Annotated in this window: 21 protein-coding genes; 12 read left to right on the top strand and 9 right to left on the bottom strand. The window is 71.7% G+C overall.

Annotated features, from left to right (window positions below; translation table 11 throughout):
* The first annotated feature begins 77 nt into the window (after positions 1–77).
* The gene (gene metF / locus OG842_RS28895; RefSeq protein WP_266736755.1) at positions 78–995 is read left to right on the top strand and encodes a methylenetetrahydrofolate reductase [NAD(P)H]; all 918 of its coding nucleotides are present in this window, start codon (positions 78–80) and stop codon (positions 993–995) included.
* A 49-nt stretch (positions 996–1044) separates the two neighbouring features.
* Positions 1045–2040, top strand: a complete 996-nt coding sequence (locus tag OG842_RS28900; protein WP_266736754.1) for a hypothetical protein — start codon at positions 1045–1047, stop codon at positions 2038–2040.
* Between the two features lie 61 nt (positions 2041–2101).
* On the opposite strand, the gene OG842_RS28905 is transcribed toward OG842_RS28900, so the two are convergent.
* The 5 genes from OG842_RS28905 to OG842_RS28925 form a co-directional block, all read right to left on the bottom strand.
* Positions 2102–3619 (bottom strand): phytoene desaturase family protein, encoded by a 1518-nt coding sequence (locus OG842_RS28905; protein WP_266736753.1) that lies wholly within the window; start codon positions 3617–3619, stop codon positions 2102–2104.
* A 30-nt stretch (positions 3620–3649) separates the two neighbouring features.
* Positions 3650–4267 (bottom strand): DUF4126 domain-containing protein, encoded by a 618-nt coding sequence (locus tag OG842_RS28910; RefSeq protein WP_266736752.1) that lies wholly within the window; start codon positions 4265–4267, stop codon positions 3650–3652.
* A 363-nt stretch (positions 4268–4630) separates the two neighbouring features.
* Complete coding sequence (locus OG842_RS28915) at positions 4631–5242, bottom strand: TetR/AcrR family transcriptional regulator (protein WP_266736751.1); 612 nt, start codon at positions 5240–5242, stop codon at positions 4631–4633.
* A 29-nt stretch (positions 5243–5271) separates the two neighbouring features.
* A complete protein-coding gene (locus tag OG842_RS28920; protein ID WP_266736750.1) occupies positions 5272–7359 on the bottom strand; it encodes a YhgE/Pip domain-containing protein in 2088 nt (695 codons plus the stop codon).
* On the bottom strand, positions 7331–8134 hold the full coding sequence (locus OG842_RS28925; protein ID WP_266736748.1) for an ATP-binding cassette domain-containing protein: 804 nt from the start codon (positions 8132–8134) through the stop codon (positions 7331–7333). Before OG842_RS28925 ends, OG842_RS28920 begins: the two co-directional genes overlap by 29 nt.
* A gap of 168 nt (positions 8135–8302) precedes the next feature.
* Between OG842_RS28925 and OG842_RS28930 the strand changes: the two genes are divergently transcribed.
* The 3 genes from OG842_RS28930 (at position 8303) to OG842_RS28940 (ending at position 10388) form a co-directional block, all read left to right on the top strand.
* Positions 8303–8830, top strand: a complete 528-nt coding sequence (locus tag OG842_RS28930; protein WP_266736747.1) for an SAV_6107 family HEPN domain-containing protein — start codon at positions 8303–8305, stop codon at positions 8828–8830.
* Between the two features lie 102 nt (positions 8831–8932).
* Positions 8933–9691, top strand: coding sequence for a class I SAM-dependent methyltransferase (locus tag OG842_RS28935; protein ID WP_266736745.1), 759 nt, complete (start codon positions 8933–8935; stop codon positions 9689–9691).
* A 301-nt stretch (positions 9692–9992) separates the two neighbouring features.
* Positions 9993–10388 carry a DUF3040 domain-containing protein gene (locus OG842_RS28940; protein ID WP_266736744.1) on the top strand — a complete coding sequence of 132 codons (396 nt, stop codon included), beginning with the start codon at positions 9993–9995 and terminating at the stop codon, positions 10386–10388.
* 332 nt (positions 10389–10720) lie between these two features.
* On the opposite strand, the gene OG842_RS28945 is transcribed toward OG842_RS28940, so the two are convergent.
* From OG842_RS28945 to OG842_RS28960, 4 genes are all read right to left on the bottom strand, one after another.
* Positions 10721–13219 (bottom strand): transglutaminase TgpA family protein, encoded by a 2499-nt coding sequence (locus tag OG842_RS28945; protein ID WP_266736742.1) that lies wholly within the window; start codon positions 13217–13219, stop codon positions 10721–10723.
* A complete protein-coding gene (locus OG842_RS28950; protein ID WP_266736741.1) occupies positions 13216–14592 on the bottom strand; it encodes a DUF58 domain-containing protein in 1377 nt (458 codons plus the stop codon). The genes OG842_RS28945 and OG842_RS28950 overlap by 4 nt, the downstream gene beginning before the upstream one ends.
* A complete protein-coding gene (locus OG842_RS28955) occupies positions 14592–15638 on the bottom strand; it encodes an AAA family ATPase (RefSeq protein ID WP_266736740.1) in 1047 nt (348 codons plus the stop codon). Before OG842_RS28955 ends, OG842_RS28950 begins: the two co-directional genes overlap by 1 nt.
* Positions 15639–15881: 243 nt before the next feature.
* Positions 15882–16508, bottom strand: coding sequence for a beta-class carbonic anhydrase (locus OG842_RS28960; protein ID WP_401876411.1), 627 nt, complete (start codon positions 16506–16508; stop codon positions 15882–15884).
* Positions 16509–16825: 317 nt separating this feature from the next.
* Here OG842_RS28960 and rsmH point away from each other — a divergent pair, with 317 nt between their 5' ends.
* The 7 genes from rsmH to murD are packed head-to-tail and all read left to right on the top strand — an operon-like array spanning position 16826 to position 26036.
* The gene (rsmH, locus tag OG842_RS28965; protein ID WP_266736738.1) at positions 16826–17791 is read left to right on the top strand and encodes a 16S rRNA (cytosine(1402)-N(4))-methyltransferase RsmH; all 966 of its coding nucleotides are present in this window, start codon (positions 16826–16828) and stop codon (positions 17789–17791) included.
* Positions 17792–17843: 52 nt separating this feature from the next.
* On the top strand, positions 17844–18425 hold the full coding sequence (locus OG842_RS28970) for an FtsB family cell division protein (protein ID WP_266736736.1): 582 nt from the start codon (positions 17844–17846) through the stop codon (positions 18423–18425).
* Between the two features lie 4 nt (positions 18426–18429).
* Positions 18430–20397: a peptidoglycan D,D-transpeptidase FtsI family protein gene (locus OG842_RS28975; protein ID WP_266736734.1), complete on the top strand. Its 1968-nt coding sequence runs from the start codon at positions 18430–18432 to the stop codon at positions 20395–20397.
* An 18-nt stretch (positions 20398–20415) separates the two neighbouring features.
* Positions 20416–22143, top strand: coding sequence for a UDP-N-acetylmuramoyl-L-alanyl-D-glutamate--2,6-diaminopimelate ligase (locus tag OG842_RS28980; protein WP_266736733.1), 1728 nt, complete (start codon positions 20416–20418; stop codon positions 22141–22143).
* Between the two features lie 4 nt (positions 22144–22147).
* A complete protein-coding gene (locus OG842_RS28985; protein ID WP_266736732.1) occupies positions 22148–23554 on the top strand; it encodes a UDP-N-acetylmuramoyl-tripeptide--D-alanyl-D-alanine ligase in 1407 nt (468 codons plus the stop codon).
* Complete coding sequence (gene mraY / locus OG842_RS28990; protein ID WP_266736730.1) at positions 23551–24621, top strand: phospho-N-acetylmuramoyl-pentapeptide-transferase; 1071 nt, start codon at positions 23551–23553, stop codon at positions 24619–24621. Before OG842_RS28985 ends, mraY begins: the two co-directional genes overlap by 4 nt.
* The gene (gene murD, locus OG842_RS28995) at positions 24603–26036 is read left to right on the top strand and encodes a UDP-N-acetylmuramoyl-L-alanine--D-glutamate ligase (RefSeq protein WP_266736728.1); all 1434 of its coding nucleotides are present in this window, start codon (positions 24603–24605) and stop codon (positions 26034–26036) included. The genes mraY and murD overlap by 19 nt, the downstream gene beginning before the upstream one ends.
* Positions 26037–26047 lie beyond the last annotated feature (11 nt).

Genomic DNA, 26047 nt, shown 5'->3' on the forward strand with positions numbered 1-26047 from the left:
GGACAAACAACCAGTCAATTCGGGCAATTCGCACTGGTCCGGTCCATCGGGCGCCACGCTCTGGTTAACCTGCCGGTATGGCCCTTGGCACACCATCCACCAGGACAGATCACGCGCGCACGGTGCGTGAGCTTCTCGCGACCGGCAAGACCTCGTACTCGTTCGAGTTCTGGGCGCCCAAGACCGAGAAGGGTGAGCGGAACCTCTGGAACGCGCTGCGCCGGGTCGAGGCGGTGCGGCCGAGTTTCGTCTCCGTGACCTACGGGGCCGGTGGTTCCACCCGGGCCGGGACGGTGAAGGCCACCGAGCAGATCGCGGCCGATTCCACCCTCACCCCGGTCGCCCACCTCACGGCGGTCAACCACTCCGTCGCCGAGCTGCGCAACATGATCGGGCAGTACGCGGACGCCGGGATCCGGAACATCCTCGCCGTGCGCGGAGACCCGCCGGGCGACCCGATGGGCGAATGGATCAAGCACCCGCAGGGTGTGCGGTACGCGGCCGATCTCGTCCGGCTCATCAAGGAATCCGGCGATTTCTGCGTCGGCGTCGCGGCATTTCCCGAGATGCACCCGCGATCGACCGACTGGGACACCGACATCCGGCATTTCGTGGACAAGTGCCGCGCCGGTGCCGACTATGCGATCACTCAGATGTTCTTCAATCCGGAGGACTATTTGCGTATGCGTGACCGAGTGGTCGCTGCGGGTTGCGAAACCCCGATCATTCCCGAAGTCATGCCGCTGACCAGCGTCAAGCAGCTGGACAGATTCGCGCAGCTCAGCAACGCGTCTTTCCCCTCGTCCCTGAAAGAACGCATCCTCGCCGCCAAGGACGATCCCGCCGCTGTACGCTCCATTGGCATCGACTTCGCAACGCAGTTCTGCGCGAGGCTGCGATCCGAGGGTGTGCCCGGACTGCACTTCATCACGCTCAACAACTCGACTGCGACGCTCGAAATCTACGAGAATCTCGGACTGCACAAGCAGTCGTGACCGGCCGTACCCGCCGCGACCCGGGCGGTGGCCGTAGGAGGGGGCGGGCATGGGCTGGACGGTCCTCTACATCGCGTTCGGAATCGTCGCGCTGTGGCTGCTCGGCGAGGTGCTCCTGCAGTACAAGGCGCGCCTTCGATGGCGGCTGCTCGCCTTCGCGGGCTTCGGCATCGTGGTCGTCGGCGTGCTGATGCCGTCGGTGTTCGTCATCGTCCTCGGCACGATCGCCTTCGCGACCGGCCAGACGTACGTCACGCTCTCCTTCCGGCGCGGCTTCTCCACCGGCTGGGCCATAGGGGGCAGCCCCGGCGAGAGCCGTCGTCGCCGCGGCGGCGGCGACCGGGAGGGCCGTGGGCCCACCCTCCAGGTGTCGGACCTGGAGATGGCGTACGACGAGGGGGCCCCGCAGCCCTCGGCCCCCGGAACTCCGCCCCCCGGGCCTCCGGCCGCCGCGGTCTACGAGCCCGAGCCGATGCCGGACGACACCGGGCAGTACGGCATCTACTCCGACCACCACCGGTCCCAGCAGGAGCAGAGCCGGCAGGAGCAGCCCCAGCCCCAGTACGCCGCCTACGACCCGTACGCCGACTCCGCCGCGTACGGTGCGCCGGGCCAGGGCACCTACGCCGGCCAGGACAGCTACGCGGGCCAGGACGCCTACACCGGGCAGGACCCGCTCGCCGGTCAGTACGACTACGGCACCGACCGGCAGCAGTACGCCGCCTACTCCGACCCGTACATCGGGACCGGCACCACCGGCGGCTCCCCGCAGTACGACGCGTACGACAGCCACGGCAACGGCAGCGGCAACAACTACGACGGCGGCAACAACTACGACAGCTTCGGTGGCCGGCAGGAGTACACCGCCGACCCGTACGCCCAGCAGTACGGCCCCGATACTCCGCCGGGTGGTGTCTGGGTGCCGCAGCAGCGCGAGGGCGAGCAGTACCCGGTCGCACCGCCGGAGCCGCCCGCGCCGCCCGCTCCGTACCCGAACGGCTACAACAACGGCAACGGCTACGACGAGCAGCAGTACCGCTACTGACGGCGGGCCGGCCGCCCGGGGCCGCCGGATCGCGGCCGGGCCCGGCCGTCGGCCTTCCGGGTCATTGCGAGCCGCGGAAGCCGTCGCCCTCCACGATCAGCCCGGCGACCAGCGCTCCGGACATGCCCGCGTGCGCGAGCCCGCCGCCCGGGTGCGACCAGCCGCCCGCGGCGTAGAGCCCCGGCAGCCGGGTGCGATTGCCCGGGTGCAGATACGCGCCGCCCGCCCCGGCCAGCGCGGGCGCGGGCACCGAACCGCCCTCGGCGCCGGTGTCGGCAGCCGTCTCGGCCGGCGTCCGCACCTCGGCCCGCAGCAGCCGCTCCCGTATCCCGGGCACGGCCGCGGACGCCGCCTCGATCAGCGAATCGGCGTACCGCTCGCGCACCGCCGGGTCCGTCCATTCCACCGCGCCGTGCGGGGCCACCGTCGCCATCAGCGTCACCGCCTCGTGGCCGTCGTCGGGGCGGGTCGACGGGTCGTCAGGGCGCAGCACCGTCACCGTGGGACGCTCGGCGAGCCGGCCGCCGAACACCGCCTCGCGCTCCGCCGTACCGTCCGCCGCGTGCACCACCGTCCGGTGCACGGCATCCGCGGGCCGGGCGCCGCGCAACGAGAGCAGAACCATGAACCGGCCCGGCACCGCCCCCTGCTCCGGCCCCGGCCGCACCGTCACGTCACCGTCCTGCCGAAGCTCCTGACCGGGCACCAGCCCCGCCCACGGCCGGGCCCCCAGCACCACATGACCGGCCTCCGCGACCGTCCCGTCCACGAGCTCCACGCCCGCCGCCCGGCCGTCCTTCTCGACGACCCGGGCCACCTCGGCGCCGAAGACGAACTCCACCTTCCGGGCCAGGCACCGCTCGTACACGGCCCGCGCCAGGGCCCGTATCCCGCCGGAGACGTACCAGCTGCCGAACGTCTCCTCCATGTACGGCAGCAGGGCGGCCGCCGCCGGTGCGCGCAGCGGGTCGAGCCCGTACGACAGGGCGTACCCGTCGAGGAGCGCGGCCAGCCGGGGGTCCGCCAGCTCCCACGCGCCGATCTCCGCGACCGTGCCCGCCTGCCGGGCGGAGCGCAGCAGGCGGCGCTGCCGGAGCGCCGGATACGGATCGCGGCCGAGCACCTGCCAGTCGGAGCGCAGGGGTTCCTCCAGGAGCGGACGCCGGGACCGGTCCCAGGCATCGCGCGCCCGGTCCAGGAACCCGCCCCAGGCCGCGCCCGCACCGCCGCCGAGCGCGCCGTCCAGCGCGGAGACGACCCCGGCCCGTGAGGCGTTCGGCAGCGAGACGGCGGTGCCGTCGGCGAACAGATGGCGGCTCGCCGGATCGACCTGGGTCATGGTGACGCACCGCTCCAGCGGCTCCTTGCCGGTCTTCACGAACAAGTCGCGGTAGACGGCGGGCAGATGCAGCAGCGCCGGACCGGTGTCGAAGACGAAGCCCTCATGGGCATACCGGCCGACCGAGCCGCCGAAGGTCTCCGACCGCTCGTGCACCGTCACCCGGTGGCCTGCCACGGCGAGCCGGGCGGCCGCCGCCATCGCGCCCATCCCGGCGCCGATCACCGCAATACGTGCCATGTCAGTGACCTTAACGGCCACCGCCGACAGTCACCCCGGTGGCCGGGGCGAACCCGCTCCGGCCAGGCGTTTCTCCTCCCGCCGCTGGGCTCTGCGGCGCATGAACCGGCGGATTCTGGAGGCCAGGAAGGCCACTATGACGATGCCCAGCAGCAACAGCGTCCCCGCGACGACCGCGGCCGCCACCGGATGGAAGATCGCGAAGGTGACGATCCCGGCGACGCCCAGGTCCTCGGCGATGCTCACGGCGATATTGCTGAACGGCTCGGGGGAGGAGTTGACCGCCATCCTGGTGCCCGCCTTCACCAGATGGCTCATCAGCGCGGTGGAACCGCCGATCGCCGCCGCCGCGAGCTCCGGCAGCGAACCGCTCTCGCCGGCCAGCAGCGCGGCCACGACGGCACCGGCGAGGGGCCTGATGACGGTGTGCACCGAGTCCCAGACCGAGTCCACGTACGGGATCTTGTCCGCGACCACCTCGCACAGGAAGAGCACACCGGCCACCACGAGGACATCGGTGCGTTGCAGCGACGCGGGCACCTCGTCGCTCAGACCGGTGACGCCGAACAGGCCGAGCAGCAGGGCCACCGCATAGGCGTTGATCCCGCTCGCCCAGCCGCTTGTGAATACCAGAGGAAGTACGGACACGGACGCGATCGTAACCAGATGGCGTAACGCCGGGGGAGGGGTTCGGAGCGCAGCCCTGAGTATCCGTACCTAGACGAGGAGATGAGTAGGTGTGCGGATGGGTTCCCACCTGCGCGGACGGGAGAGTGGAGCCCACGGAGAGGGCGCGGCTCCGCACCGCCGGCACGGGGCGGCGGAACGGTCGCGGCGCTCCCTCCGGTCGGGGGAGTACCACGGAGAGCTTGTGGACCACGGGGGAGAACGAGGTCACGGGGGAAGGCTCTCCGGCAGCACGGAAGACGCCGGTCCGGCGCAGGCTCGGGGGGATCGAGCCTCGCCGGACCGGCGTTCTTCTCTGTGCGGCAGGGCCCTGGCCCCGGACGGTCAGCGTCCGCTGACCCGCCCGTGCAGGAGCAACGACAGCGCCGAGTGCACATCGTCGATCGAACGCTCAGGCTGGAACGCCTGCCAGTCCAGGGCCGCCACCAGCACCATGCCGACCAGCGCGGCAGCCGTCAGCGGGATGTCGATCTCCTCGCTCAGCTCACCGTTGCCCACACCCTCGCGCAGCACCTGCTCGACCACCGCGACGGCCTCCTGACGCACCACCAGGAGGGTGCCCTGCCAGGCCCGGTTGGTGCGCCACAGCTCCGCGACGTACAGCTGGGTGAAGGCGGGATAGCGGTCGATGAAGACCAGGCCGGCCCGGATCATCGCGTCCAGGGCCTCGACCCGGGTGCCGCCTCGCTCCCCGGTCTCCTCGGCCGCGGAGCGCAGCGAGGCCGTCAGCAGCCCCACGCCGTGACGCAGCAGCTCCTCGAAGAGCTCGGTCTTGCTCTTGAAGTTGTAGTAGACCGTGCCCTTGGCGACCCCGGCGCGCTCGGCGATCTCGTCGACCGTGGTCGCCGAGAAGCCCTTCTCGGCGATGAGCGTCACGGCCGCTTCGTACAGCTTCTGCCGGGTGGCCCGGCGCCGCGTGGTGCTGCTGCTTTCCATGCCCCCGATTCTCACAGGTTCCGGCGTGCTCACAGGCTCAGTTCCGGGTGGAGCCGGTCCAGGGTCCACACCTGCTTGCGGCGCGCGGCCACCGCGGTCAGGGCGAGCGCCCCCGCAGTGAAGGCCAGCAGCACCGCGCTGCCCTGCCAGACCGGGCCCAGGTCGCCACCCGTGATCAGCCGGCGCAGCCCCTCGACGATGTAACTCATCGGCAGATAGGGGTGGATCGCGTTGAAGAACCCGGGGCTGGTCTGGACGGGATACGTTCCCCCGGCCGAGGTCAGCTGGAGCATCAGCACCGCCAGTACGAGGATCCGTCCCGCGGCTCCGAACCGGGCGTTCAGCCACTGCACGATGGCCGCGAAGCAGCAGGTCACCAGTGCCAGGAAGCCGACCGTTCCGGCGGCGCGGGCCATCTGCAGACCGAGCCCCCAGTGCAGTACCGACATCAGCGCCGCCACCTGGAGCAGACCGATCGCGGCCACCGGCAGCCAGCCCGCGAACGCGATCCGCCAGGCGGAGGCCCCGGCGGCGAGCGCGCGCCGGTTGAGCGGCTGGATCAGCATGTAGGCCACCATCGCGCCGACCCAGAGGGAGAGCGGGATGAAGTACGGCGCGAAGCCGGTGCCGTAGTTGGGGGCCGCGTGCAGCGACTGGGAGGCCAGCTGCACCGGGTCGGCCATGACCCCGGTACGGGCGTCGCGGTCCTTCTTGTCGTAGTCGGGGATCATGCCGACGCCGTCGTTGAGTCCCTCGGCCAGGGTGGTCGAGCCGTCGCCGAGCCGGATCAGCCCGCTGTCCAGGTTCGTCGCGCCCTTCTTGAGGTCGCTCACGCCGGAGTCCAGGTCGGCGGAGCCGGTCCTGGCAGTGGTCAGGCCGGTGTGCAGGTCGTCGGCGCCCTTGGCGACCTTGTGGGCGCCGGAGTTGAGCGTGTTGATCTTCTTGACCGCGGACTCCAGGTCCTCGCCCAGGTGCGGCGCGCGCTCGGCCAGGTCGTCGGCCTGCCGCTGGAGGGTGGTCAGCTGGTTGCTCAGCTTCTTCAGGTCCCCGTTCTGGTTCGTGACCAGTACGTTCACGTCGTCGGCGACCTTCGCGACATCGGCCGCCGCGGTCATGGCGCGCTTCAGCGGCGGGCAGAGATCGGGGTCGGCGGGCTGCTGGTCCACGCAACTGGTGCGGTGGATCCCGGCCAGGTCGTCGGAGGCCGTGTGGGCGTCGGTGGCCGCGGTGGGCGCCGCCTCGACGAGCAGATCGAGGTTGTGCCGCACGGTCTTCGAGGTGTCGGAGACCAGCCGGGCGGTGTCGCCGATCGACTTGCCGTTGTCCTTCAGGAACGGGCGGACGTCGGCCGCCACCCCGTTCACCTTGTCGGCGAGCTGCTGGGTGCCGTCGGCCACCTGCCGGGAGCCGGTCTCCAGATCGCCCGCGCCCTTGTTCAGCTTGACGATCCCTCCGGCCAGCCGCCCGCTGCCGGCCTTGGCGTCCTTCAACCCGTCCGCGAGGTCCTGCGATCCCTTCTTGGCCTTGCCGATGCCGCCCTTGAGGTCGTCGGCCCCCTTGGCGGCCTTCGCCGTCGCATCGTGGAGGTCGGAGAAGTTGATGAAGATCCGGTCGTAGAAGCTGCGCGAGGCGTTGGTCGACGCGGCGGTGCGCACCTCGGAGAAGACCGTCCGGGAGATCTGCCCGACGATGTAGTTGTTGGCGTCGTTGGTCCGCACCTGGAGGGCGCCGGTCTCGGGGGAGTCGCCCGAACTGGACGCGATCTGCTTGCTGAAGTCCGACGGCATGGTGAGCGAGAGGTAGTACGTCCCGTCCTCCACGCCCTTGCCGGCCTCGGCGGAGCTCACCTCGTGCCAGTCGAAGACCTTGGAGTCGAGGAGCTTGCCGGTGATCTCGTCGCCGGCCGTGATGCGCTCGCCGGCGACGGTGGCGCCCTTGTCGTTGTTGACCAGTGCGACGGGGATCTTGTCGAGGCGGCCGTACGGGTCCCAGAAGGACCACAGGTACAGCGCGCCGTAGAGCAGCGGCAGGAGCAGCAGTGCGACGAGCGCGGCGCGCGGCAGCTTCCCCCTGCCGAAGCGCCTGAGCTCAAGCGCGGCCAGTCTCGGCGAACGCATCGGCCGTTCCTTCCTCGGTCGTGTTCTCCCCGGTCGGGTTCTCTTCGGCCGCGTCCTCCCCGGCCGTCCTTCCTTCGGCAGCGGCGTCCGTGCGCAGGGTGATCGCGTTCTCGGGGGCCTGGCTGCAGACGGCGAGCACGGTAGTGCCGCTGTCCGCGACGGACTGCAGCAGCTCCCAGGCCTCGGTGCGTTCGGCGTCGGAGAGCTTGAGATCGGTGTCGTCCACCGCCAGCAGCCGGGGGCCGCCGATCAGTGCGAGTGCGATGGAGAGCCGCAGCGCCTCCAGCCGCTCCAGATCCCGTACGGAGGTCCGCTCGGCCTTGGGCAGGGTGGCCGGGTCGAGTCCGGCGGCGTCCAGCGCCGCGTCGATCCGTCCCTGGGCCGTGGCGATCCGCTCGGCACGCGGGCGCAGCAGGGTGCGCAGCGAACCGTCGAAGCGGCGCTGCAGCAGGGCCCGTTCGCGCAGGTGCTCGGCGACGGTGAAGGCCGGGTCGAGCTCGCTGACCCCGGGGACGGGGCCCAGCGCGGCGATGCGGCGTACGGCGGCCATCTTGCGCGGCAGGCGCAGCCCGCCGATCTTCGCGTGGCCCTCGGTGGGGCGCATCCGGCCGGTGAGAGCGAGCAGCAGGCAGGTGCGGCCCGAGCCGGAGGGGCCCTCGATGGCCACCAGCGAGCCGGGCCCGGCATCGATCCCGATGCCTCGGAAGGCCCAGCCGCGCGGCCCCTTGAGGCCGAAATCCTCGGCGGTGACGGATGCCCCGTGCGGGCTGTCCACAGACCCTCCCCCTGTTTTGAACTGACCGGTCAGTTCAAAAAGGTAGCCCGAACTTGCGAACGAAGCAAAAGAGCAGGTCAGAGCGGGGTCGAGGTCGATTGTCAGTGGTGCCCCTCACGATGGATACATACGGCCACGGAGCCGTTACACGAGACAGGAGGTTTCGTCATGGCCCACTCGTCCGCAGCAGCCGCACCCCGGCGCCGCGCAGACGGCCCTGCCCCCTCACTGACCGGCCCGGCAAGCGATGTCCACCCCGTTCTGCGCCGCACCACGGCGCCGCCCGCCGCCCTCGATCTGCTCGCCAAGGCCCGCACCGGCCTCGACGAGGCCGCCGTTCTCGATGTGCCGAACGAGCGGTATGCCACCGCCCACCTCGCAGCGCTGCGCACCGCGGCCGCGGTGCTCGCGGCGCGGGCCCGTCCGGAGACGTCCGGGCGGCGCCGGGAGCGCATCCGCAGCGCCTGGGAGCTCCTGCCCGAAATAGCCCCCGAGCTGACCGAGTGGAGCGCGCTGTTCGCCTCCGGTGCCCGCCGCCGGGCCCGCGCGGAAGCCGGCATACCCGGCGCCGCGACCCGGCGGGACGCGGACGACCTGCTCCGTGACGCGGCGATGTTCCTGCGTCTGGTCGAGCGGCTGCTGGTGCTCCAGCCGGTGCTCCCGCAGGCCAGGAGGGAGCGGCCCGACGCGGGATGACGGCAGCGGCGGCGTGAGGCAATAGGGTGGGCATTGCTCGTACCACCTGCACTGTTCACGCTCCGCCGTCCCAGGCGGCACCGTGCCGAGGAGTCATCTGCCGTGTCGGACCAGCTGCGCCCCCGCGCCTCCCTCCGTACCGCCGTGGTCTGGGAGGTCCTCAAGGACGCCCTCGACCACCGGGTGAAGGCGACCGGCAGGGACGCCCTGGATGTCCTGGACACCGGCGGCGGCACCGGCAACTTCGCGGTGCCGGTCGCCCGTCTCGGCCACCGCGTCACGGTCGTCGACCCCAGCCCCAACGCGCTCTTCGCGCTGGAGCGCCGCGCGGCCGAGGCCGGGGTCGCCGACCGGGTCCGCGGGGTCCAGGGCGACATCCACGGCCTGTTCGAGGTGGTCGAGCGCGGTGGGTACGACGCGGTGCTGTGCCACGGCGTCCTGGAGTACGTGGACGACCCGGCCGAGGGCGTACGCAATGCCGTGGCGGCGCTCCGGCCGTCCGGTGCGCTCAGCCTGCTCGCCGCCGGGCTCGGCGGTGCCGTCCTGGCCCGGGCGCTCGCCGGCCACTTCACCGAGGCCCGGCAGGCGCTCGGTGACCCGGCGGGCCGCTGGGGCGAAGGCGACCCGGTGCCCCGGCGCTACACCGCGGAGCAGCTCACCGAGCTGGTCTCCGGCGCCGACGTCGAGGTCGGCGCGGTCCACGGCGTACGGATCTTCGCGGACCTCGTGCCGGGCGTCCTGGTGGACACGGAGCCCGGTGCCGTGGAGGCCCTGCTCAAGCTGGAGTCCGCCGCGGCCGAGCTGCCCGCCTTCCACTCCGTCGCGACGCAGCTGCACGTTCTGGGCACGAAGCGCGCCTGAGCGCGGTCCGGTCCGGCCCGGTCCGGTGGTAGCTCGGCCGTAGCGCGGCTGATCAGCGACGCAGCGGCAGACGGAGTACGCACCGGGCCCCCCGATCGGGGGCTTCGCCCCGTATGATCGGGGGACACCATCCGGCATGACGGATCGGAGGTTGGGGAATCAACGCCTCAGCAGCTGAGCCGTCGTGGCGGCCCGGACTGGCTGATGGGCAAGAAGGCGGGTTTCACGGGGGCGATTCCCTGCCTATCCTGGAAGGGCCGCATACCGGCCGCCCCCCGCGGCCGACGACGAGGAGGACTCCGTGCCGCTCTCGGAGCACGAGCAGCGAATGCTCGAGCAAATGGAGCGAGCGCTGTACGCCGAAGATCCCAAGTTCGCGACAGCGCTCGAGGGAAGCGGGCTGCGTACGTACACCCGGCGACGGGTCTACCAGGCGGTCGCAGGCTTCCTGGTGGGTATCGCGCTCCTCATGGCCGGAATGGTCGCCCAGCTCATCTGGATCAGCGTGGTGGGTTTTCTCGTCATGCTGGGCTGCGCGGTCCTTGCGGTCACTGGTTGGCGCAAGGCACCCAAGCCGGGCGAGCACCCGGCAGCCGGAGGCGGTGGCGAGCGCAGCCGGCCCAGCAGGCAGCGCCGGACCGTGATGAACCGCATCGAGCAGCGGTGGCAGCGCCGCCGCGACGAGCAGGGCCAGTAGGCCCTCGGACACACTTGGGTGAGGGGCGGCCGCGAAGACGCGGCCGCCCCTCACGTGTGCCCGGGACCGTCATGTGTGCACCGGGCCGTCGCGTATGCCCCGGGCCGGTGACTGCTGACGGACATCGGGCCGGCCGGTCCGCAGGCGTGGCTTCGAGCGGGCGTGCCCGGGGAGTCCCGGGCGTGCCCGGGAGCCGGGCGAGGGCCGTCGGACGGTCCGGGCACGGCTGATGGAACCGTCGGTCGGGGCAAGGCTGATGGAGCCGCCCCGAGGCGGGGACCGGTGGCGGGCCGCTGACCGTCACGTCGCGGCCACGCCCCCGGTCGCCCCGGTCACCCCTGCTGGCGTGACGGGCGTCGCAGCCACCCGGCCCACCGGCTGCGGTCGAGCAGTGCAGCGCACCTGCCGGTGAAGGCCACCCAGCGCTCCGATGCCGCCCAGACCACCCGAATGGCCGAGCGCGGTGCCATGATCGCCCGGATCCGGGTGAAGCGGTCGGCAGCTGCCCGCAGACCGGCCCGTACCGTCTCCACGTCCTCGGCAAGACCGGTGCTCGCCCGGGGCTCCGGGGCGTACAGCACCTGTTCCACCGCCCCGGCCACCCGGTGCACCGCCTCCGCCGCATCGGGTTCGAGCCGGCCCAGCCGCACCACCCGGTCCGCCGCCTTGCGCGGGGTCCGGGAGTCGTCCGGCTCGATGCCGTGGTCCCAGGCGGTGTCGGTGATCTCCTGCCAGGCCGCGAGCGTTCCTGCCGTCGCGTGCGACGGCAGGTGCGGCTCGGTGCCCCGGCCCGTGACGCCCTGCCCCGTCGGTGACACCGCGGACCGGCCGCGCACCGGCGTACGCCCGGCAGAGAGACCCAGCCTCCGCCTGCGTGCCCGCAGCCGCCAGAACAGTGGCAGCAGGGGCAGTGCGAGGATCACCACGGCGAGCAGGACCACACCGGCGACGGTGCTCGCCGGTGTCCCGGAGTCCGTCGGAGGCTTCACGCCCTGTGCCGCCGGGCTGCCGCACTCGCCCTGCTTGCGCATCTGCGCCGGGCAGTTGTCCGGGACGGACGGCGCGATCGAGGGAGCCGCCGAGGGGCCCTTCTCGGGCTGGGCCGGGGTGTCCGTGTCGCCCACGGGGGCATCCGGCTGGGTGTACGGCGGCGTGGTGCCCCGCGTCGGCGTCGGCTCGAAACGGGTCCACCCGACACCTTGGAAGTACAGCTCGGGCCAGGCATGCGCGTCGCGCAGCCCCACCGTGACCGAACCGTCCGACTGCTCGGTGCCGGGGGTGAATCCCACCGCGACCCGGGCCGGAATGCCCAGCGTCCGGGCCATCGCGGCCATCGCGAAGGAGAAGTGGACGCAGAAGCCCTGCTTGTCCTTCAGGAACCGGCTGATCGCCGCGCTTCCGGTGCCAGAGTTCACCGAGGTGTCGTAGCTGAAGCCGCCCTCCGAGGCGAAGTAGTTCTGCAGTTTCACCGCCCGCTCGTAATCGTTGGCGGCGCCCTTGGTCACCCGGTCCGCGGTCTCCTCGACCACCTTCGGCAGCGAGTCGGGAACGCGGGTGTACTCGCGCCGCAGAGCGGCCGGCGCGGGGCCCGCCCCGGCGAGCTGCTCGGCGGTCGGTTCGACCATCAGGCTGGAGACCCGGTACTGCGCACCGCGGGTCGTCTCACCGCGGTCGCCCACGAGGGTCCGCCCCACCGGTTCGTACCGCCAGCGGCCGTTGATCCTGACCTCGGTCGCCGGGTAGGGGAGCGGCAGATAGGTCTGCTGGTACGAACGGGACGCGGAGATGTTCGACGTGATCTCGGTGACCGCCACGTCCGGGCCGAGGCCCTCCGGCTGCGGGAGCCGCTCGGGCACGTCCTTCAGCTGGCGCGTGGAGGGCCGCCACTCGCTCCCGTTGAACTGGTCCAGGGCCAGAATCCGCAGATAGAAGTCCTGCGGGGCACCGGAATTGGTGCGGTAGGACATCACCTGCCGGTCCTCCGGCTGGTTCAGGTTGTCCTGCAACGAGACCAGCGGGTTCACCGCGGAGATCGTGCCGCCGCCACCCTTGCCGCCCCCGTCGCCGCCCGCGCCGAACAGCATTCCGCCCTCGAGCGCGGGCAGTGCCGCCGGGACGATCAGCGAGACGCCCAGCGCCAGCGCGCCGATGCGCCGACCGGTACGGACCGGGGCCGTCGGCCGGCTGCCCGAGAGCGCCGCACCCACCGCCGGACCTCCCGGGGACCTGCTGGCCGCGCCGGTGAAGACCCGCCCCCACTGGGAGAGCCGGTCCCGGCCCTCGGCCAGCAGGAGCAGCAGATAGCCACCGGCCGCCAGCAGGAACCAGAGCCAGTCGGCCCCGCCCCCGGACAGCCCTGCGGCCACCGAGTACAGCGCGAGGAGCGGCAGGCCGGCCGGGGCAGCGCTGCGGAACGTCACCGCGAGGGCATCCACCGCCAGGCCGACCAGCAGCACACCGCCGATCAGTATCAGCCGGATGCCGTCCGTCACGGGAGCGGGGGCGGCATACCTGCTGACGTCCTCGGCGCCCGACGTCAGCAGATGCGCGAGCCGCTGGACGGCCTCCGGGCCGGGCAGCAGACCGGCCATCGCCTGCTGCCTGGCGAACACCACCGTCAGCAGGACCAGCGTGACCAGCACCTGCGCCCCGACGACCAGCACGCGGGGCGCGGGCGCCCGGCGGACCAGCGCCCCCATCCCGCTCTGGACCGCCAGCAGGAACGCCGCCTGCAGGATCCACCCGGCCGGCTCCACCAGCGGCAGCATCGAGGCCGCCGCCATCAGCGTCGCCGCAAAGGCGCACAGCGCCAGCCGACCACGACCGCTCATGACCATCCCCCGGAGAAACCCGTCGTGCCGCCGGCGGCGGACTGCACCGCCACACCCTGGTGCCCCGCCTGCTGCCAGTACCGGGCGAGCCCGTTCCCGGGCGAAACCGCCACGGCCGTCCACCCCGACTCCCGCAGCAGCCGCAGCCGCCGCTCGGACGCCGCTTCCGCCCCGGTGGGCGGGACATCGCCCTGTACCCAGTCCGTGCTGTCCAGCACGAACGCGACGGCGCCGCCGCTGCGCTGCCGCATCCGTGCGGCCACCGCCGCCTGCTCCTCGTCCAGATCGCCGAAGAACGCGATCAGCAGCCCCTCGTTGCCGCCGCGCATCACGTCGTACGCGCGCGACAGACCGCTGCCGTCGGAGTGGTCGACCACCGCCAGGGTGTCCATCATCAGACCCGCCGAGTCGGCGGACTCCTGCGTCGATCCGGCGAAACCGCCCATGCCCTCGCCCGGCACCGCGTTCCCGTCATCGGTCAGCAGCCGGACGGCGAAGCCGCGCTCCAGCATGTGCACCAGCGCGGACGCGGCCCCGGACACCGCCCACTCGAAGGCGGAGTCGGGCCCCGCCCCCTGGTAGGCGATCCGCCGGGTGTCCAGCAGCACTGTGCACCTGGCCCGCTGCGGCTGCTCCTCGCGGCGCACCATCAGCTCGCCGTAGCGCGCGGTCGAGCGCCAGTGGACCCGGCGCAGATCGTCGCCGTGCCGGTAGCCGCGCGGAATCACGTCGTCGTCACCGGCCAGCGCCAGCGACCGCTGCCGCCCCTCGCCGTACCCCGCGGCCTCGCCGGCCAGCCGCACCGGTGGCAGCGGCTCGGTCCGTGGAATGACGACGAGGGTGTCGTACGCGCTGAACGAACGGGTCAGCTCGCACATCCCGAAGGGGTCGCTCAGCCGCAGCTGCAGCGGCCCGAGCGGGTAGCGCCCGCGCAGATCCGACCGCACCCGGTAGGACACCTCGCGGCGGCCGCCCGCCTCCACCCGGTCCAATACGAACCGGGGCCGCGGCCCGAGCACGTAGGGCACCCGGTCCTGAAGCATCAGCAGCCCGGTGGGCATCCGCGACACGTTCTCCATCCGCAGGTGGACCCGCGCCTCCGAGCCCGCCGGGACCCGGGACGGCGAGAGCCGCCGGGTGCCCGCGACCCGGTAGCGGGTGCGGACGAGCACCACCACACAGACCAGTGGCAGCGCGGCGAGCAGCAGCCCGACCCGCAGCAGATCCGCCTGCCCGAGCACATAGGCGCAGACCGCCGCGGCGATACCGGCCGCCAGGAAGGACCGCCCACGCGTGGTCAGCCCGCTCAGAGCCGCCCGCAGACCGCCCTTCTCCCCGCCGTCGTCCGTCGCGGCCGGCCCCCCGGCGGCCATCACAACCGCCGTGCGCCGGGCTGCTGCCGGCCGTACGCCGCCCGGCCCGGATGATGCTGCGGCTGCACCTGGGTGGCGCCGCCCGCGGTCGGAACGGGTGTCTGCTGGAGGATCTCCAGCACGACCTGCTCGGCGGTACGGCGGTTGAGCTGGGCCTGTGCCGTCGGCAGCAGCCGGTGCGCGAGCACCGCGACCGCCAGCGCCTGCACGTCGTCCGGCAGGCAGTAGTCCCGGCCGCTCAGCGCCGCGGAGGCCTTCGCCGCGCGCAGCAGGTGCAGTGTGGCCCGCGGCGAGGCGCCGAGCCGCAGATCGGGATGGCTCCGGGTGGCCGCGACGAGCTCCACCGCGTACCGCCGCACGGCGTCGGCCACATGGACCGTCCGTACCGCGTCGATCAGCTTCACGATGTCGTGGGCGTGCGCCACCGGCTGAAGATCGTCGAGCGGCGGGAGGCCGCCGTGCACGTCGAGCATCCGCAGCTCGGCGTCCGCACTCGGATAGCCGATCGAGACCCGCGCCATGAACCTGTCGCGCTGGGCCTCGGGCAGCGGATAGGTGCCTTCCATCTCCACCGGGTTCTGCGTGGCCACCACCATGAACGGGTCGGGCAGCTCGTAGCTGTGCCCGTCGATGGTGACCTGGCGCTCCTCCATGGATTCCAGCAGCGCCGACTGGGTCTTCGGCGAGGCGCGGTTGATCTCGTCGCCGATCACGATCTGGGCGAAGATCGCACCCGGCTTGAATTCGAAGTCACGCCGCTGCTGGTCGAAGATGGACACACCGGTGATGTCCGAGGGCAGCAGGTCCGGTGTGAACTGAATGCGCCGCACCGAGCAGTCGATGGACCGTGCCAGCGCCTTGGCCAGCATCGTCTTGCCGACCCCGGGGACGTCCTCGATGAGGAGATGCCCCTCCGCCAGCAGTACGGTCAGCGAAAGCCGTACGACCTCAGGCTTGCCCTCGATCACACTCTCCACCGACCTGCGCACCCGCTCCGCGGTCGTGGTCAGATCTGTGAGGCTCGCTCGATCGTCATAGGTCGTCACCCGGCCCTCCTCGGCCCTGCCCCACGCTCACCAGGAGCCGTGGGGTACCCCATTCACGGGCCGACGCGCACGCAGCGGTCCGGCCCACCCCGAAACAGGGACATCCCCTCGGACACGTCCGGCGGGATGTCACACGCGCATTCTTGTTGCCGTTACCGCTTCGTGTCACTCGCCTGTGGACAACTGGGGGCGAAATGCCGGTTTCGATGGGATTTTCGGTTCCTGGGAGGGGTGTCCGGGACGTCAGGAGGCGGGAAGGATCTCCCGCAGCAGGCCGGTGGTCACATCGAAGACGAAGCCGCGGACGTCGTCGGTGTGCAGCAGGAACGGCGAGGTGCGCACGCGCTGCATCGACTGCCGTACGTCCTGGTCGGCGTCCTTGTACGCCTCGACCGCCCAGACCGGACGCTGGCCGACCTCCACCTCCAGCTCCTGGCGGAATTCCTCGGTGATCGACTCCAGGCCGCAGTTGGTGTGGTGGATCAGTATGACGCTGCGCGTGCCGAGGGCCCGCTGGCTGATGGTCAGCGAACGGATCACGTCGTCGGTGACCACGCCGCCCGCGTTGCGGATGGTGTGGCAGTCGCCGAGCGCCAGGCCGAGTGCGTCGTGCAGGTCGAGCCGGGCGTCCATGCAGGCGACCACGGCGACGCGCAGCACCGGCTTGGCGTCCATGCCCGGGTCTTCGAAGCCGGCGGCGTACCGGACGTTCGCCTCGACGAGGCGATCGGTGACCGTGCCTCCGGAACGGGCCTGGTCGGCATCGGTCGCGGAGGGCCTGACGGGGGAGTGCGCGGAAGTCGACATGGCTATGACGTTAGCTCCCGCACCTGTTCCCGTCGTGCTGTGAGAAGGGACAAAGAACGTCAACGAGGCTTGTTGTGAGGTAACCCACAAGCTTCACAGTCGTTGCGTCGAGCGGGTGAACAGGGGGTCCGGCGACGCGCTGCCGGGTTGATTGATCGGGAATCGATCGAATGGCAGGGTGGACTAAAGTGACGGGAAGTTACCGACACCCTGCACATTCCGTAGATTTCCCCTGTGTGTGCGGCGTACGTACGGGCCCGGCCCTCTCCCGCTCGCGGTCGGCCGACGCCCCTTCCCCGGCGCCGGCCCGCCTCCCCTTCTGAGCGGGCGGGGACCAGGCCGTACGTGCGGCCACACGGGACCTGAGCCTGAGAGGGCGCATGAGCCAGACCCGACACGTCCCGGTGATGCTCCAGCGATGCCTGGACCTGTTGGCCCCGGCTCTGGAGGCGCCGGGCCCGCAGGCGCCCGTGGTCGTCGACTGCACGCTCGGCCTCGGCGGACACAGCGAGGCGCTGCTCGCCTCCTTCCCCTCCGTACGGCTGATCGGGCTGGACCGGGACAAGGAGGCGCTGCGGCTCTCCGGTGAGCGGCTCGCCCCGTACGGCGACCGGGCCACCCTGGTGCACGCCGTGTACGACGAACTGCCCGAGGTGCTCGACAGGCTCGGCATCCCCAAGGTCCAGGGCGTCCTGTTCGACCTCGGCGTCTCCTCCATGCAGCTGGACGAGGCCGACCGCGGATTCGCGTACGCCCAGGACGCCCCGCTCGACATGCGGATGGACCAGACGACCGGCATCGGCGCGGCCGAGGTGCTCAACACCTACCCGCCGGGTGAGCTCGTACGGATCCTGCGCGCGTACGGCGAGGAGAAGCAGGCCAAGCGGATCGTCTCCGCGATCGTGCGCGAGCGCGAGAAGGAGCCGTTCAGCAACAGCGCCCGGCTCGTCGAGCTGATCCGTGACTCGCTGCCCCAGGCGGCCAAGCGCACCGGCGGCAACCCCGCCAAGCGGACCTTCCAGGCGCTGCGCATCGAGGTCAACGGCGAGCTCAGCGTCCTGGAGCGGGCCATTCCGGCGGCCGTCCAGAGCCTTGCCGTCGGCGGCCGGATCGCCGTCCTCTCGTACCACTCGCTGGAGGACCGGCTGGTCAAGCAGGTGTTCGCGGCCGGCGCCGCCACCACGGCGCCGCCCGGCCTGCCGGTCGTCCCCGAGCGCTACCAGCCCCGGCTGAAGCTGCTGACCCGCGGTGCGGAGCTGCCCACCGAGGAGGAGGTCGCCGAGAACCGGCGGGCCGCCCCCGCCCGGCTGCGCGGCGCCCAGCGGATCCGCGAGGAGGAACGATGAGAGCCCGGCGTCCGGGAACCCGGAAACCGGTGACGTGCGGGGCGGCGGCGCGGTGAGCGGACCGTCCGGGCAGTTGAAAGGGCGTGCCGCGCGGCTCGTCCGGCTGATGCCGTCCGGGCCCAGCAACGCGGCCCGTACGCCCTTCGTGCTGCTGGTCGTGGTGCTGCTCGGCGGCGGCCTGATCACGCTCCTGGTGCTCAACTCGGCCCTCAACGAAGGGTCGTTCCGGCTGAGCGAGCTGAAGAAGCGGACCACGGAGCTCACCGACGAGGAACAGGCGCTCCAGCACGACGTCGACAACTACTCCAAGCCGGACGCCCTGGAGCGGCGCGCCCGCGAGCTGGGCATGGTGCCCGGCGGCAGCCCCGCCTTCCTGAATCCGGACGGCACGGTCCGCGGCGTACCCGCCGAGACCACCGCCGAGCCCGCCCCGCCGCCGGCCCCGAAGAGCAGTGCGCCGGCGGCACCCCCCGCGACCGCGGGCACCCGGCCCCGGTCCACCGCCCCGGCCCCGCCCGCTGCGCCGGCATCGGCCACGCCTTCGGGCGCCGCCGCACGGTCCAGCACCTCCGCGACCCCGCCCGCCGGGGCGCTTACCCCGGCAGACCAGCCCCCGACGAGCCCCGGCAGGTGACGCAGTGCCGCCCAAGGAACCACCGCGCCGCCGGGTCCCCGGCCCCGCACGCCCGCGCAGCGCCGCAGGCGGCCAGGGGCGCTCCCGCCGCTCCTCCCCGGCACCACGCCCCCGCGCGCCCCGCAGCCGGAGCACGACCCCCCTGCGGCTCGGCAGTCCACGCCCCCGGCTCCGCCTGGTCAGCCTCGCCCTGACGCTCGTCATGCTGGCGTTCGTCGTCCGGCTGCTCCAGGTCCAGGCCGTCGACGCCGCCGCCTACTCGGCCAAGGCCAAGGAGAACCGCTACCTGAGCTACACGATCTCCGCCGAGCGCGGCGAGATCACCGACCGCAGCGGGATCGCCCTGGCCACCAGCGTCGACGCGTACAACATCACCGCCGACCCCTCGATGTTCACGCCCGAGTTCAGCAAGGCCCCCGACGCGCCCCAGCAGGCGGCGGCGCTCCTCGCCCCGATCCTCGGCACCGATGCCACCGAGCTGACCCGGAAGCTGTCCCAGAAGGGCCGCTACGTCGTCCTGGCCCGCAGGCAGACCCCGCAGGTCTGGAACCAGATCAAGGACCTCAAGTCCGTCTTCGCGGAGAAGGCGGGCAAGGACCGGGCGAACGGCGGCGCCGGAGCCAATGTGCTGGCCGGCGTCTTCCAGGAGGCGACCACCAAGCGGGTCTACCCCAACGGGGGTCTCGCCGCCGGGATACTGGGCTACGTCAACGCCGACGGCAAGGGCGCGGGCGGCCTCGAATCGCAGCTGGAGAAGGAGCTCGCGGGCGAGGACGGCAAGATCAGGTACGCCCAGGCAGGCGGCCGTCGGGTGCCCACCGCGGGAACCGAGGAGGTCCCCGCCGTCCCCGGTGCCGACATCGAGCTGACCATCGACCGGGACATCCAGTGGGCCGCCCAGCAGGCCATCACCGACCAGGTGAAGAAGTCCAAGGCAGACCGCGGCTACGTGGTCGTCCAGAACACCAGGACCGGCGAGGTCCTCGCCATGGCCAACGCCCCCGGCTTCGACCCGAACGACCTCTCGCAGGCCGACGCGGCGACGCTGGGCAACGCGGCCCTCCAGGACGTCTACGAGCCCGGCTCCACCAGCAAGGTCATGTCCATGGCCGCCGTGCTGGAGGAGGGCGCCGCCACCCCCGGCACCCACGTCACCGTCCCCAACCGGCTGCACCGCGGCGACCGGCTCTTCAAGGACGACATCGACCACCCCACCTGGTACCTGACGCTCAACGGCGTACTCGCCAAGTCCAGCAACATCGGCACCATCCTGGCCACCGGCGAGCTGGGGAAGACGCAGGCCGAGGCCAACAAGGTCCTCTACTCCTACCTGCGCAAGTTCGGGATCGGCTCACCGACCGGTCTCGACTACCCGGGCGAGACCCCCGGCATCCTCGCCAAGCCCGAGAACTGGTCGACCTCGCAGCAGTACACGATCCCGTTCGGCCAGGGCCTCTCGCTCAACGCCATGCAGGCCGCCTCCATCTACTCGACGATCGCCAACGGCGGGGTCCGTGTCGCACCCACCCTGGTACGCGGCACCAAGGACGCCGACGGCCGCTTCCAGGCCGCCGCCCCGCCCGAGCGGACCAGGGTGGTCAGCGCGAAGACCGCCAAGACGCTCGCCACCATGCTGGAGTCGGTGGTCGGCGACGAGGAGGGCACCGGCACGAAGGCCAAGATCCCGGGCTACCGGGTGGCGGGCAAGACCGGTACGGCCAACCGGGTCGATCCGGTGCGCGGCGGCTACCACGGCTACACCGCGTCCTTCGCGGGCTTCGCGCCCGCCGACAACCCGCAGATCACCGTCTACTGCGCGATCCAGAACCCGACCAAGGGCAGCTACTTCGGCGGCCAGATCTGCGGTCCGATCTACAAGCAGGTCATGGAGTTCGCACTCAAGACCCTCCAGACCCCACCGTCCGGCAGCAAGCCAGCCCGGCTGCCGGTGTCCTTCGATCCCGGCGAGTGAACTCGGGGAAACCATCCAGTGACAACCATCACGCCCGATCCCGGGAACCGGAACGGGAACCACCAGAACCCCGGCCCCTCACTTCGCGAGAGGCCGGGTTCGCCCGGTACGCTCACCGCCGTGCCCCACGCTGATCAGTCCCAAACCACCCAGAAGGCCGCCCCTGTGAACTACCCGGGAGCGCCCCGTCCGGACCGGATCGGGCCGACCCCGCTCGGCGAACTGGCAGCCCGCCTGGGCGCCGAGCCGCCGGGAACCGGCGAGGTCACCGGCATCACCCACGACTCCCGGGCGGTACGTCCCGGCGACGTCTACGCGGCCCTGCCGGGCGCCCGCTTCCACGGCGCGGACTTCGCCGCCCAGGCGGCCGGTCTCGGCGCGGCGGCGATCCTCACCGACCCGGCGGGCGCCGAGCGCGCCGCCGCCACCGGACTTCCGGTGCTGGTCACCGAGGACCCGCGCGGCCGGATGGGCGAGCTCGCCGCGGAGATCTACGGACGGCCCGGCACCGGTCTCCTCCAGATCGGCATCACCGGAACGTCCGGCAAGACCACCACCGCCTACCTCGTCGAGGGCGGCTTCCGCGGCGCCGGGCGGGCCACCGGGCTCATCGGCACGGTGGAGATGCGGATCGGCGACGAGCGCATCAAGTCCGAGCGCACCACCCCCGAAGCCACCGATCTGCAGGCCCTGTTCGCCGTCATGCGCGAGCGCGGCGTCGACTCGGTGACCATGGAGGTCTCCAGCCACGCCCTGGTGCTCGGCCGGGTCGACGGCTGCGTCTTCGACGTCGCGGTCTTCAACAACCTCAGCCCGGAACACATGGAGTTCCACTCCGGGATGGAGGACTACTTCCAGGCCAAGGCGCAGCTCTTCACCCCCGGCCGCAGCCGGCAGGGCGTCGTCAACTTCGACGACGAGTACGGCCGCAGGCTGATCACGGAGGCGTCCGTCCCGGTCGTCACCTTCTCCGCCGAGGGCCACCCGGACGCCGACTGGCGCGCCGAGGACGTCGAACTCGGGCCGCTCGGCTCCACGTTCACCGTCGTCGGCCCCAAGGACGAGCGGATCGCCGCCCGCGCCCCGCTGCCCGGCCCGTTCAACGTCGCCAACACCCTGGCCGCGATCGTCACGCTCGCCGTCGCGGGCATCGACCCGCAGGTCGCGGCCGACGGCGTCGCGGGGGTCCCCGGCGTCCCCGGCCGGCTGGAGCGCGTCGACGCCGGACAGCCGTACCTCGCGGTCGTCGACTACGCGCACAAGACCGACGCCGTCGAATCCGTGCTGCGTTCCCTGCGGACGGTCACCGAGGGCAGGCTGCACATCGTCCTCGGCTGCGGCGGCGACCGCGACACGACCAAACGCGGCCCGATGGGCGCGGCGGCCGCCCGCCTCGCCGACACCGCCGTACTGACCTCCGACAACCCCCGTTCCGAGGACCCCCTCGGAATCCTCGCCGCCATGCTCGCGGGCGCCGCCGAGGTGCCCGTCCACGAGCGGGGCGACGTCCTGGTCGACGCCGACCGGGCCGCCGCCATCGCCGCCGCGGTGGCCCGCGCCCAGCCCGGTGACACCGTGCTGATCGCCGGCAAGGGCCACGAGCAGGGCCAGGACATCCATGGCGTGGTACGCCCCTTCGACGACCGCGTGGTCCTGCGCGCGGCCATCGAGCGGTCCCTGGGGCACGAGCGCACCGAGAGCGCCGGCCACCGCGCCCACACCCACGAGAACAACAGTCAGGGATGACCAAGTGATCACCCTTTCCCTCGCCGAGATCGCCGAAATCGTCGGCGGGCAGTCGCACGACATACCCGATCCGGCAGCAACAGTCAGCGGGCCGGTCGTCATCGACTCCCGAGAGGTGGAGCAAGGCAGCCTGTTCGCCGCCTTCGCCGGTGAGCGGGTCGACGGCCACGACTATGCGCAGCGCGCCGTCGAGGCGGGCGCGGCAGCCGTGCTGGCCGCCCGCCCCGTCGGTGTTCCGGCGATCGTCGTCGACGACGTCGTGGCCGCGCTCGGCGCGCTCGCCCGAACCGTCGTGGGCCGCCTCGGCACCACCGTCGTCGCCCTCACCGGCTCGGCCGGCAAGACCTCCACCAAGGACCTCATCGCCCAGCTGCTCGAACGCAAGGGGCCCACCGTCTACCCGGCGGGCAACCTGAACAACGAGATCGGCCTGCCGCTCACCGCGCTGCGCGCCACCGAGGACACCCGCCATCTCGTCCTCGAAATGGGCGCACGCTACATCGGGGACATCCGCTACCTCACCGGCCTCGTCCCGCCCCGTGTCGGCCTCGTCCTCAACGTGGGCACCGCCCACATCGGCGAGTTCGGCGGCCGCGAGCAGATCGCCCAGGCCAAGGGCGAGATGGTCGAGTCGCTGCCCGAGGACGGCACCGCCGTACTCAACGCCGACGACCCGCTCGTACGCGCCATGTCCTCCCGCACGAAGGCCCGGGTGCTGTTCTTCGGCGAAGCCGCGGATGCGGACGTACGGGGCGAGAACGTCCGTCTCACCGACGACGGACGCCCCGCTTTCCGGCTCCACACACCCACCGGGTGCAGCGACGTGACCATGCGCCTGTACGGTGAGCACCACGTGTCGAACGCGCTCGCCGCGGCCGCCGTCGCCCATGAGTTGGGCCTGTCCGCAGACGAGATCGCCGAAGGGCTCTCCGAGGCGGGCACCCTCTCCCGCTGGCGCATGGAGGTCACCGAGCGTCCGGACGGCGTGACGTTCGTCAATGACGCCTACAACGCGAACCCCGAATCCATGAAAGCCGCGCTGCGCGCGCTGGCCGCCATGGGGAAGGGCCGGCGTACGTGGGCGGTGCTCGGCCAGATGGCCGAGCTCGGCGACGCCTCGCTCGCCGAGCACGACGCGGTCGGACGGCTCGCCGTCCGGCTCAACGTCAGCAAGCTCGTCGCGGTCGGGGGCAGAGAAGCCTCCTGGCTGCAACTGGGCGCATACAACGAGGGTTCGTGGGGTGAGGAGTCGGTGCACGTGTCCGACGCACAGGCCGCGGTCGACCTGTTGCGCAGTGAACTGCGCCCGGGAGACGTCGTGCTGGTGAAGGCGTCCCGGTCGGTCGGCCTGGAGCAGGTCGCCATGGCACTGCTGGAGAACGCGTCCGAGGGCGAGGTCGCCGGCCGATGAGGCAGATCCTCTTCGCGGGGGCCATCGGGCTCTTCCTGACCCTGGTCGGGACTCCGCTGCTGATCAAGCTGCTCGCCCGCAAGGGATACGGGCAGTTCATCCGGGACGACGGCCCGCGTACCCACGGGTCCAAGAAGGGCACGCCCACCATGGGCGGCATTGCCTTCATCCTGGCGACGATCATCGCGTACATCGCGGCGAAGCTGATCACCGGCGAGGAGATGCGATTCTCCGGCGTGCTGGTGCTCTTCCTGATGACGGGCATGGGCCTCGTCGGCTTCCTCGACGACTACATCAAGATCGTCAAGCAGCGTTCGCTGGGGCTGCGGGCCAAGGCGAAGATGGCGGGCCAGCTGATCGTGGGCATCGCCTTCGCGGTGCTCTCGCTCCAGTTCGCGGACAAGCAGGGCAACACCCCGGCTTCCACCAAGCTGTCGTTCGTCGCGGACTTCGGCTGGTCGATCGGCCCGGTGCTGTTCGTCGTCTGGGCCTTGTTCATGATCCTCGCCATGTCCAACGGTGTGAATCTGACGGACGGTCTGGACGGACTGGCCACCGGCGCGTCGGTGATGGTCTTCGGCGCGTACACCTTCATCGGGCTGTGGCAGTTCCAGGAGTCCTGCGTCAACGCGGAAACCCTGACCAATCCCAACGCCTGTTTCCAGGTACGTGACCCACTGGACCTCGCGGTCGTCGCCTCTGCGTTGATGGGCGCCTGCTTCGGCTTCCTGTGGTGGAACACCTCGCCCGCCAAGATCTTCATGGGCGACACCGGCTCGCTCGCCCTCGGCGGCGCCCTCGCCGGTCTGGCGATCTGCTCCCGCACCGAGTTCCTGATGGCCATCCTCGGCGGCCTCTTCGTGATGATCACCATGTCCGTGGTCATCCAGGTCGGTTCCTTCAAGATGACCGGCAAGCGGGTCTTCCGAATGGCGCCGCTCCAGCACCACTTCGAACTCAAGGGGTGGTCCGAAGTCCTTGTCGTGGTCCGCTTCTGGATCATCCAGGGCATGTGCGTGATCGTCGGACTCGGACTCTTCTACGCGGGATGGGCAGCCGACAAGTGAGCGACCAGGACTGGCAGGGCAAGCACGTCACCGTCGCGGGACTCGGAGTCTCCGGAATCCCGGCGGCCAAGGTGCTGCACGGCCTCGGGGCCGTCGTCACCGTGGTCAACGACGGGGACGACGAGCGTTCCCGCACGCAGGCCGCGGAGCTGGAGGCGCAGGGCATCACCGTGCGCCTCGGCGACGGGGCGACCCTGCCCGAGTCCACCGAGCTCATCGTCACCACCCCGGGCTGGAAGCCCGACAAGCCGCTCTTCACCGCAGCCGCCGAGGCGGGCGTCCCCGTCTGGGGCGACGTCGAACTCGCCTGGCGGCTGCGGGGCCCCGGCGCCGCCCCCTGGCTCGCGGTCACCGGCACCAACGGCAAGACCACGACCGTGAGGATGCTCGCCTCGATCCTGGAGGCGGCCGGGCTGCGCACCGCGGCCGTCGGCAACATCGGCGTCTCCCTCCTGGACGCCGTCCTCGGCGACGAGGAGTACGACGTACTCGCCGTCGAGCTGTCCAGCTACCAGTTGCACTGGTCGCCCTCGCTGCGCGCCCATTCCGCCGCCGTCCTCAACCTGGCCCCGGACCACCTCGACTGGCACGGCTCCATGGCCGCGTACGTCGCGGACAAGGGCCGGATCTACGAGGGCAACCGTGTCGCCTGCGTCTACAACGCGGCCGACCCGGCGACCGAGGACCTGGTCCGCGAGGCCGACGTGGAGGAGGGCTGCCGGGCCATCGGCTTCACCCTGAACACCCCGGGCCCGTCCCAACTGGGCGTCGTCGACGGCATCCTCGTCGACCGCGCCTTCGTGGCGAACCGGCAGAAGCAGGCCCAGGAGCTCGCCGAGGTCAAGGACATCGACCCGCCCGCCCCGCACAACGTCGCCAACGCCCTCGCGGCCGCGGCCCTGGCCCGCGCCTTCGGCGTCGAGCCCGCGGCCGTACGCGACGGACTGCGGGCCTTCCGCCCCGACCCGCACCGCATCGAGCACGTCGCGAACGTCGCGCAGGTCGCGTACGTCGACGACTCCAAGGCCACCAACACCCATGCCGCCGAAGCATCCCTGGCGGCCTACGACCCGATCGTCTGGATCGCCGGGGGCCTGGCCAAGGGGGCCACCTTCGACGAGCTGGTGACCGGCGCCGCCGGGCGGCTGCGGGGCGTCGTACTGATCGGCCGGGACCGGGAACTGATCCGGGAAGCCCTCACGCGACACGCCCCCGAGGTCCCGGTGGTCGACCTCGACCGGACCGACACTGGGGCGATGTCCGAGGCGGTCCGCGAGGCGGCACGGCTCGCCCGGCCGGGAGACACCGTACTGATGGCCCCGGCCTGTGCCTCGATGGACATGTTCGTCAATTACAACAAGCGGGGCGAGGCGTTCGCGGACGCCGTCCGCGCACTCGCTGCCGAGAGCGCCTGACGGGCCCGGCC

It is taken from the genome of Streptomyces sp. NBC_00376 (genome assembly GCF_036077095.1).
Classification (GTDB): domain Bacteria; phylum Actinomycetota; class Actinomycetes; order Streptomycetales; family Streptomycetaceae; genus Streptomyces.

Bases quoted from the DNA above. Each gene is read 5' to 3' on its own strand.
- metF (WP_266736755.1), top strand. From the start codon at position 78: ATGGCCCTTGGCACACCATCCACCAGGACAGATCACGCGCGCACGGTG.
- OG842_RS28900 (WP_266736754.1), top strand. From the start codon at position 1,045: ATGGGCTGGACGGTCCTCTACATCGCGTTCGGAATCGTCGCGCTGTGG.
- OG842_RS28905 (WP_266736753.1), bottom strand. From the start codon at position 3,619: ATGGCACGTATTGCGGTGATCGGCGCCGGGATGGGCGCGATGGCGGCG.
- OG842_RS28915 (WP_266736751.1), bottom strand. From the start codon at position 5,242: ATGGAAAGCAGCAGCACCACGCGGCGCCGGGCCACCCGGCAGAAGCTG.
- OG842_RS28920 (WP_266736750.1), bottom strand. From the start codon at position 7,359: ATGCGTTCGCCGAGACTGGCCGCGCTTGAGCTCAGGCGCTTCGGCAGG.
- OG842_RS28930 (WP_266736747.1), top strand. From the start codon at position 8,303: ATGGCCCACTCGTCCGCAGCAGCCGCACCCCGGCGCCGCGCAGACGGC.
- OG842_RS28945 (WP_266736742.1), bottom strand. From the start codon at position 13,219: ATGAGCGGTCGTGGTCGGCTGGCGCTGTGCGCCTTTGCGGCGACGCTG.
- OG842_RS28950 (WP_266736741.1), bottom strand. From the start codon at position 14,592: ATGGCCGCCGGGGGGCCGGCCGCGACGGACGACGGCGGGGAGAAGGGC.
- rsmH (WP_266736738.1), top strand. From the start codon at position 16,826: ATGAGCCAGACCCGACACGTCCCGGTGATGCTCCAGCGATGCCTGGAC.
- mraY (WP_266736730.1), top strand. From the start codon at position 23,551: ATGAGGCAGATCCTCTTCGCGGGGGCCATCGGGCTCTTCCTGACCCTG.
- murD (WP_266736728.1), top strand. From the start codon at position 24,603: ATGGGCAGCCGACAAGTGAGCGACCAGGACTGGCAGGGCAAGCACGTC.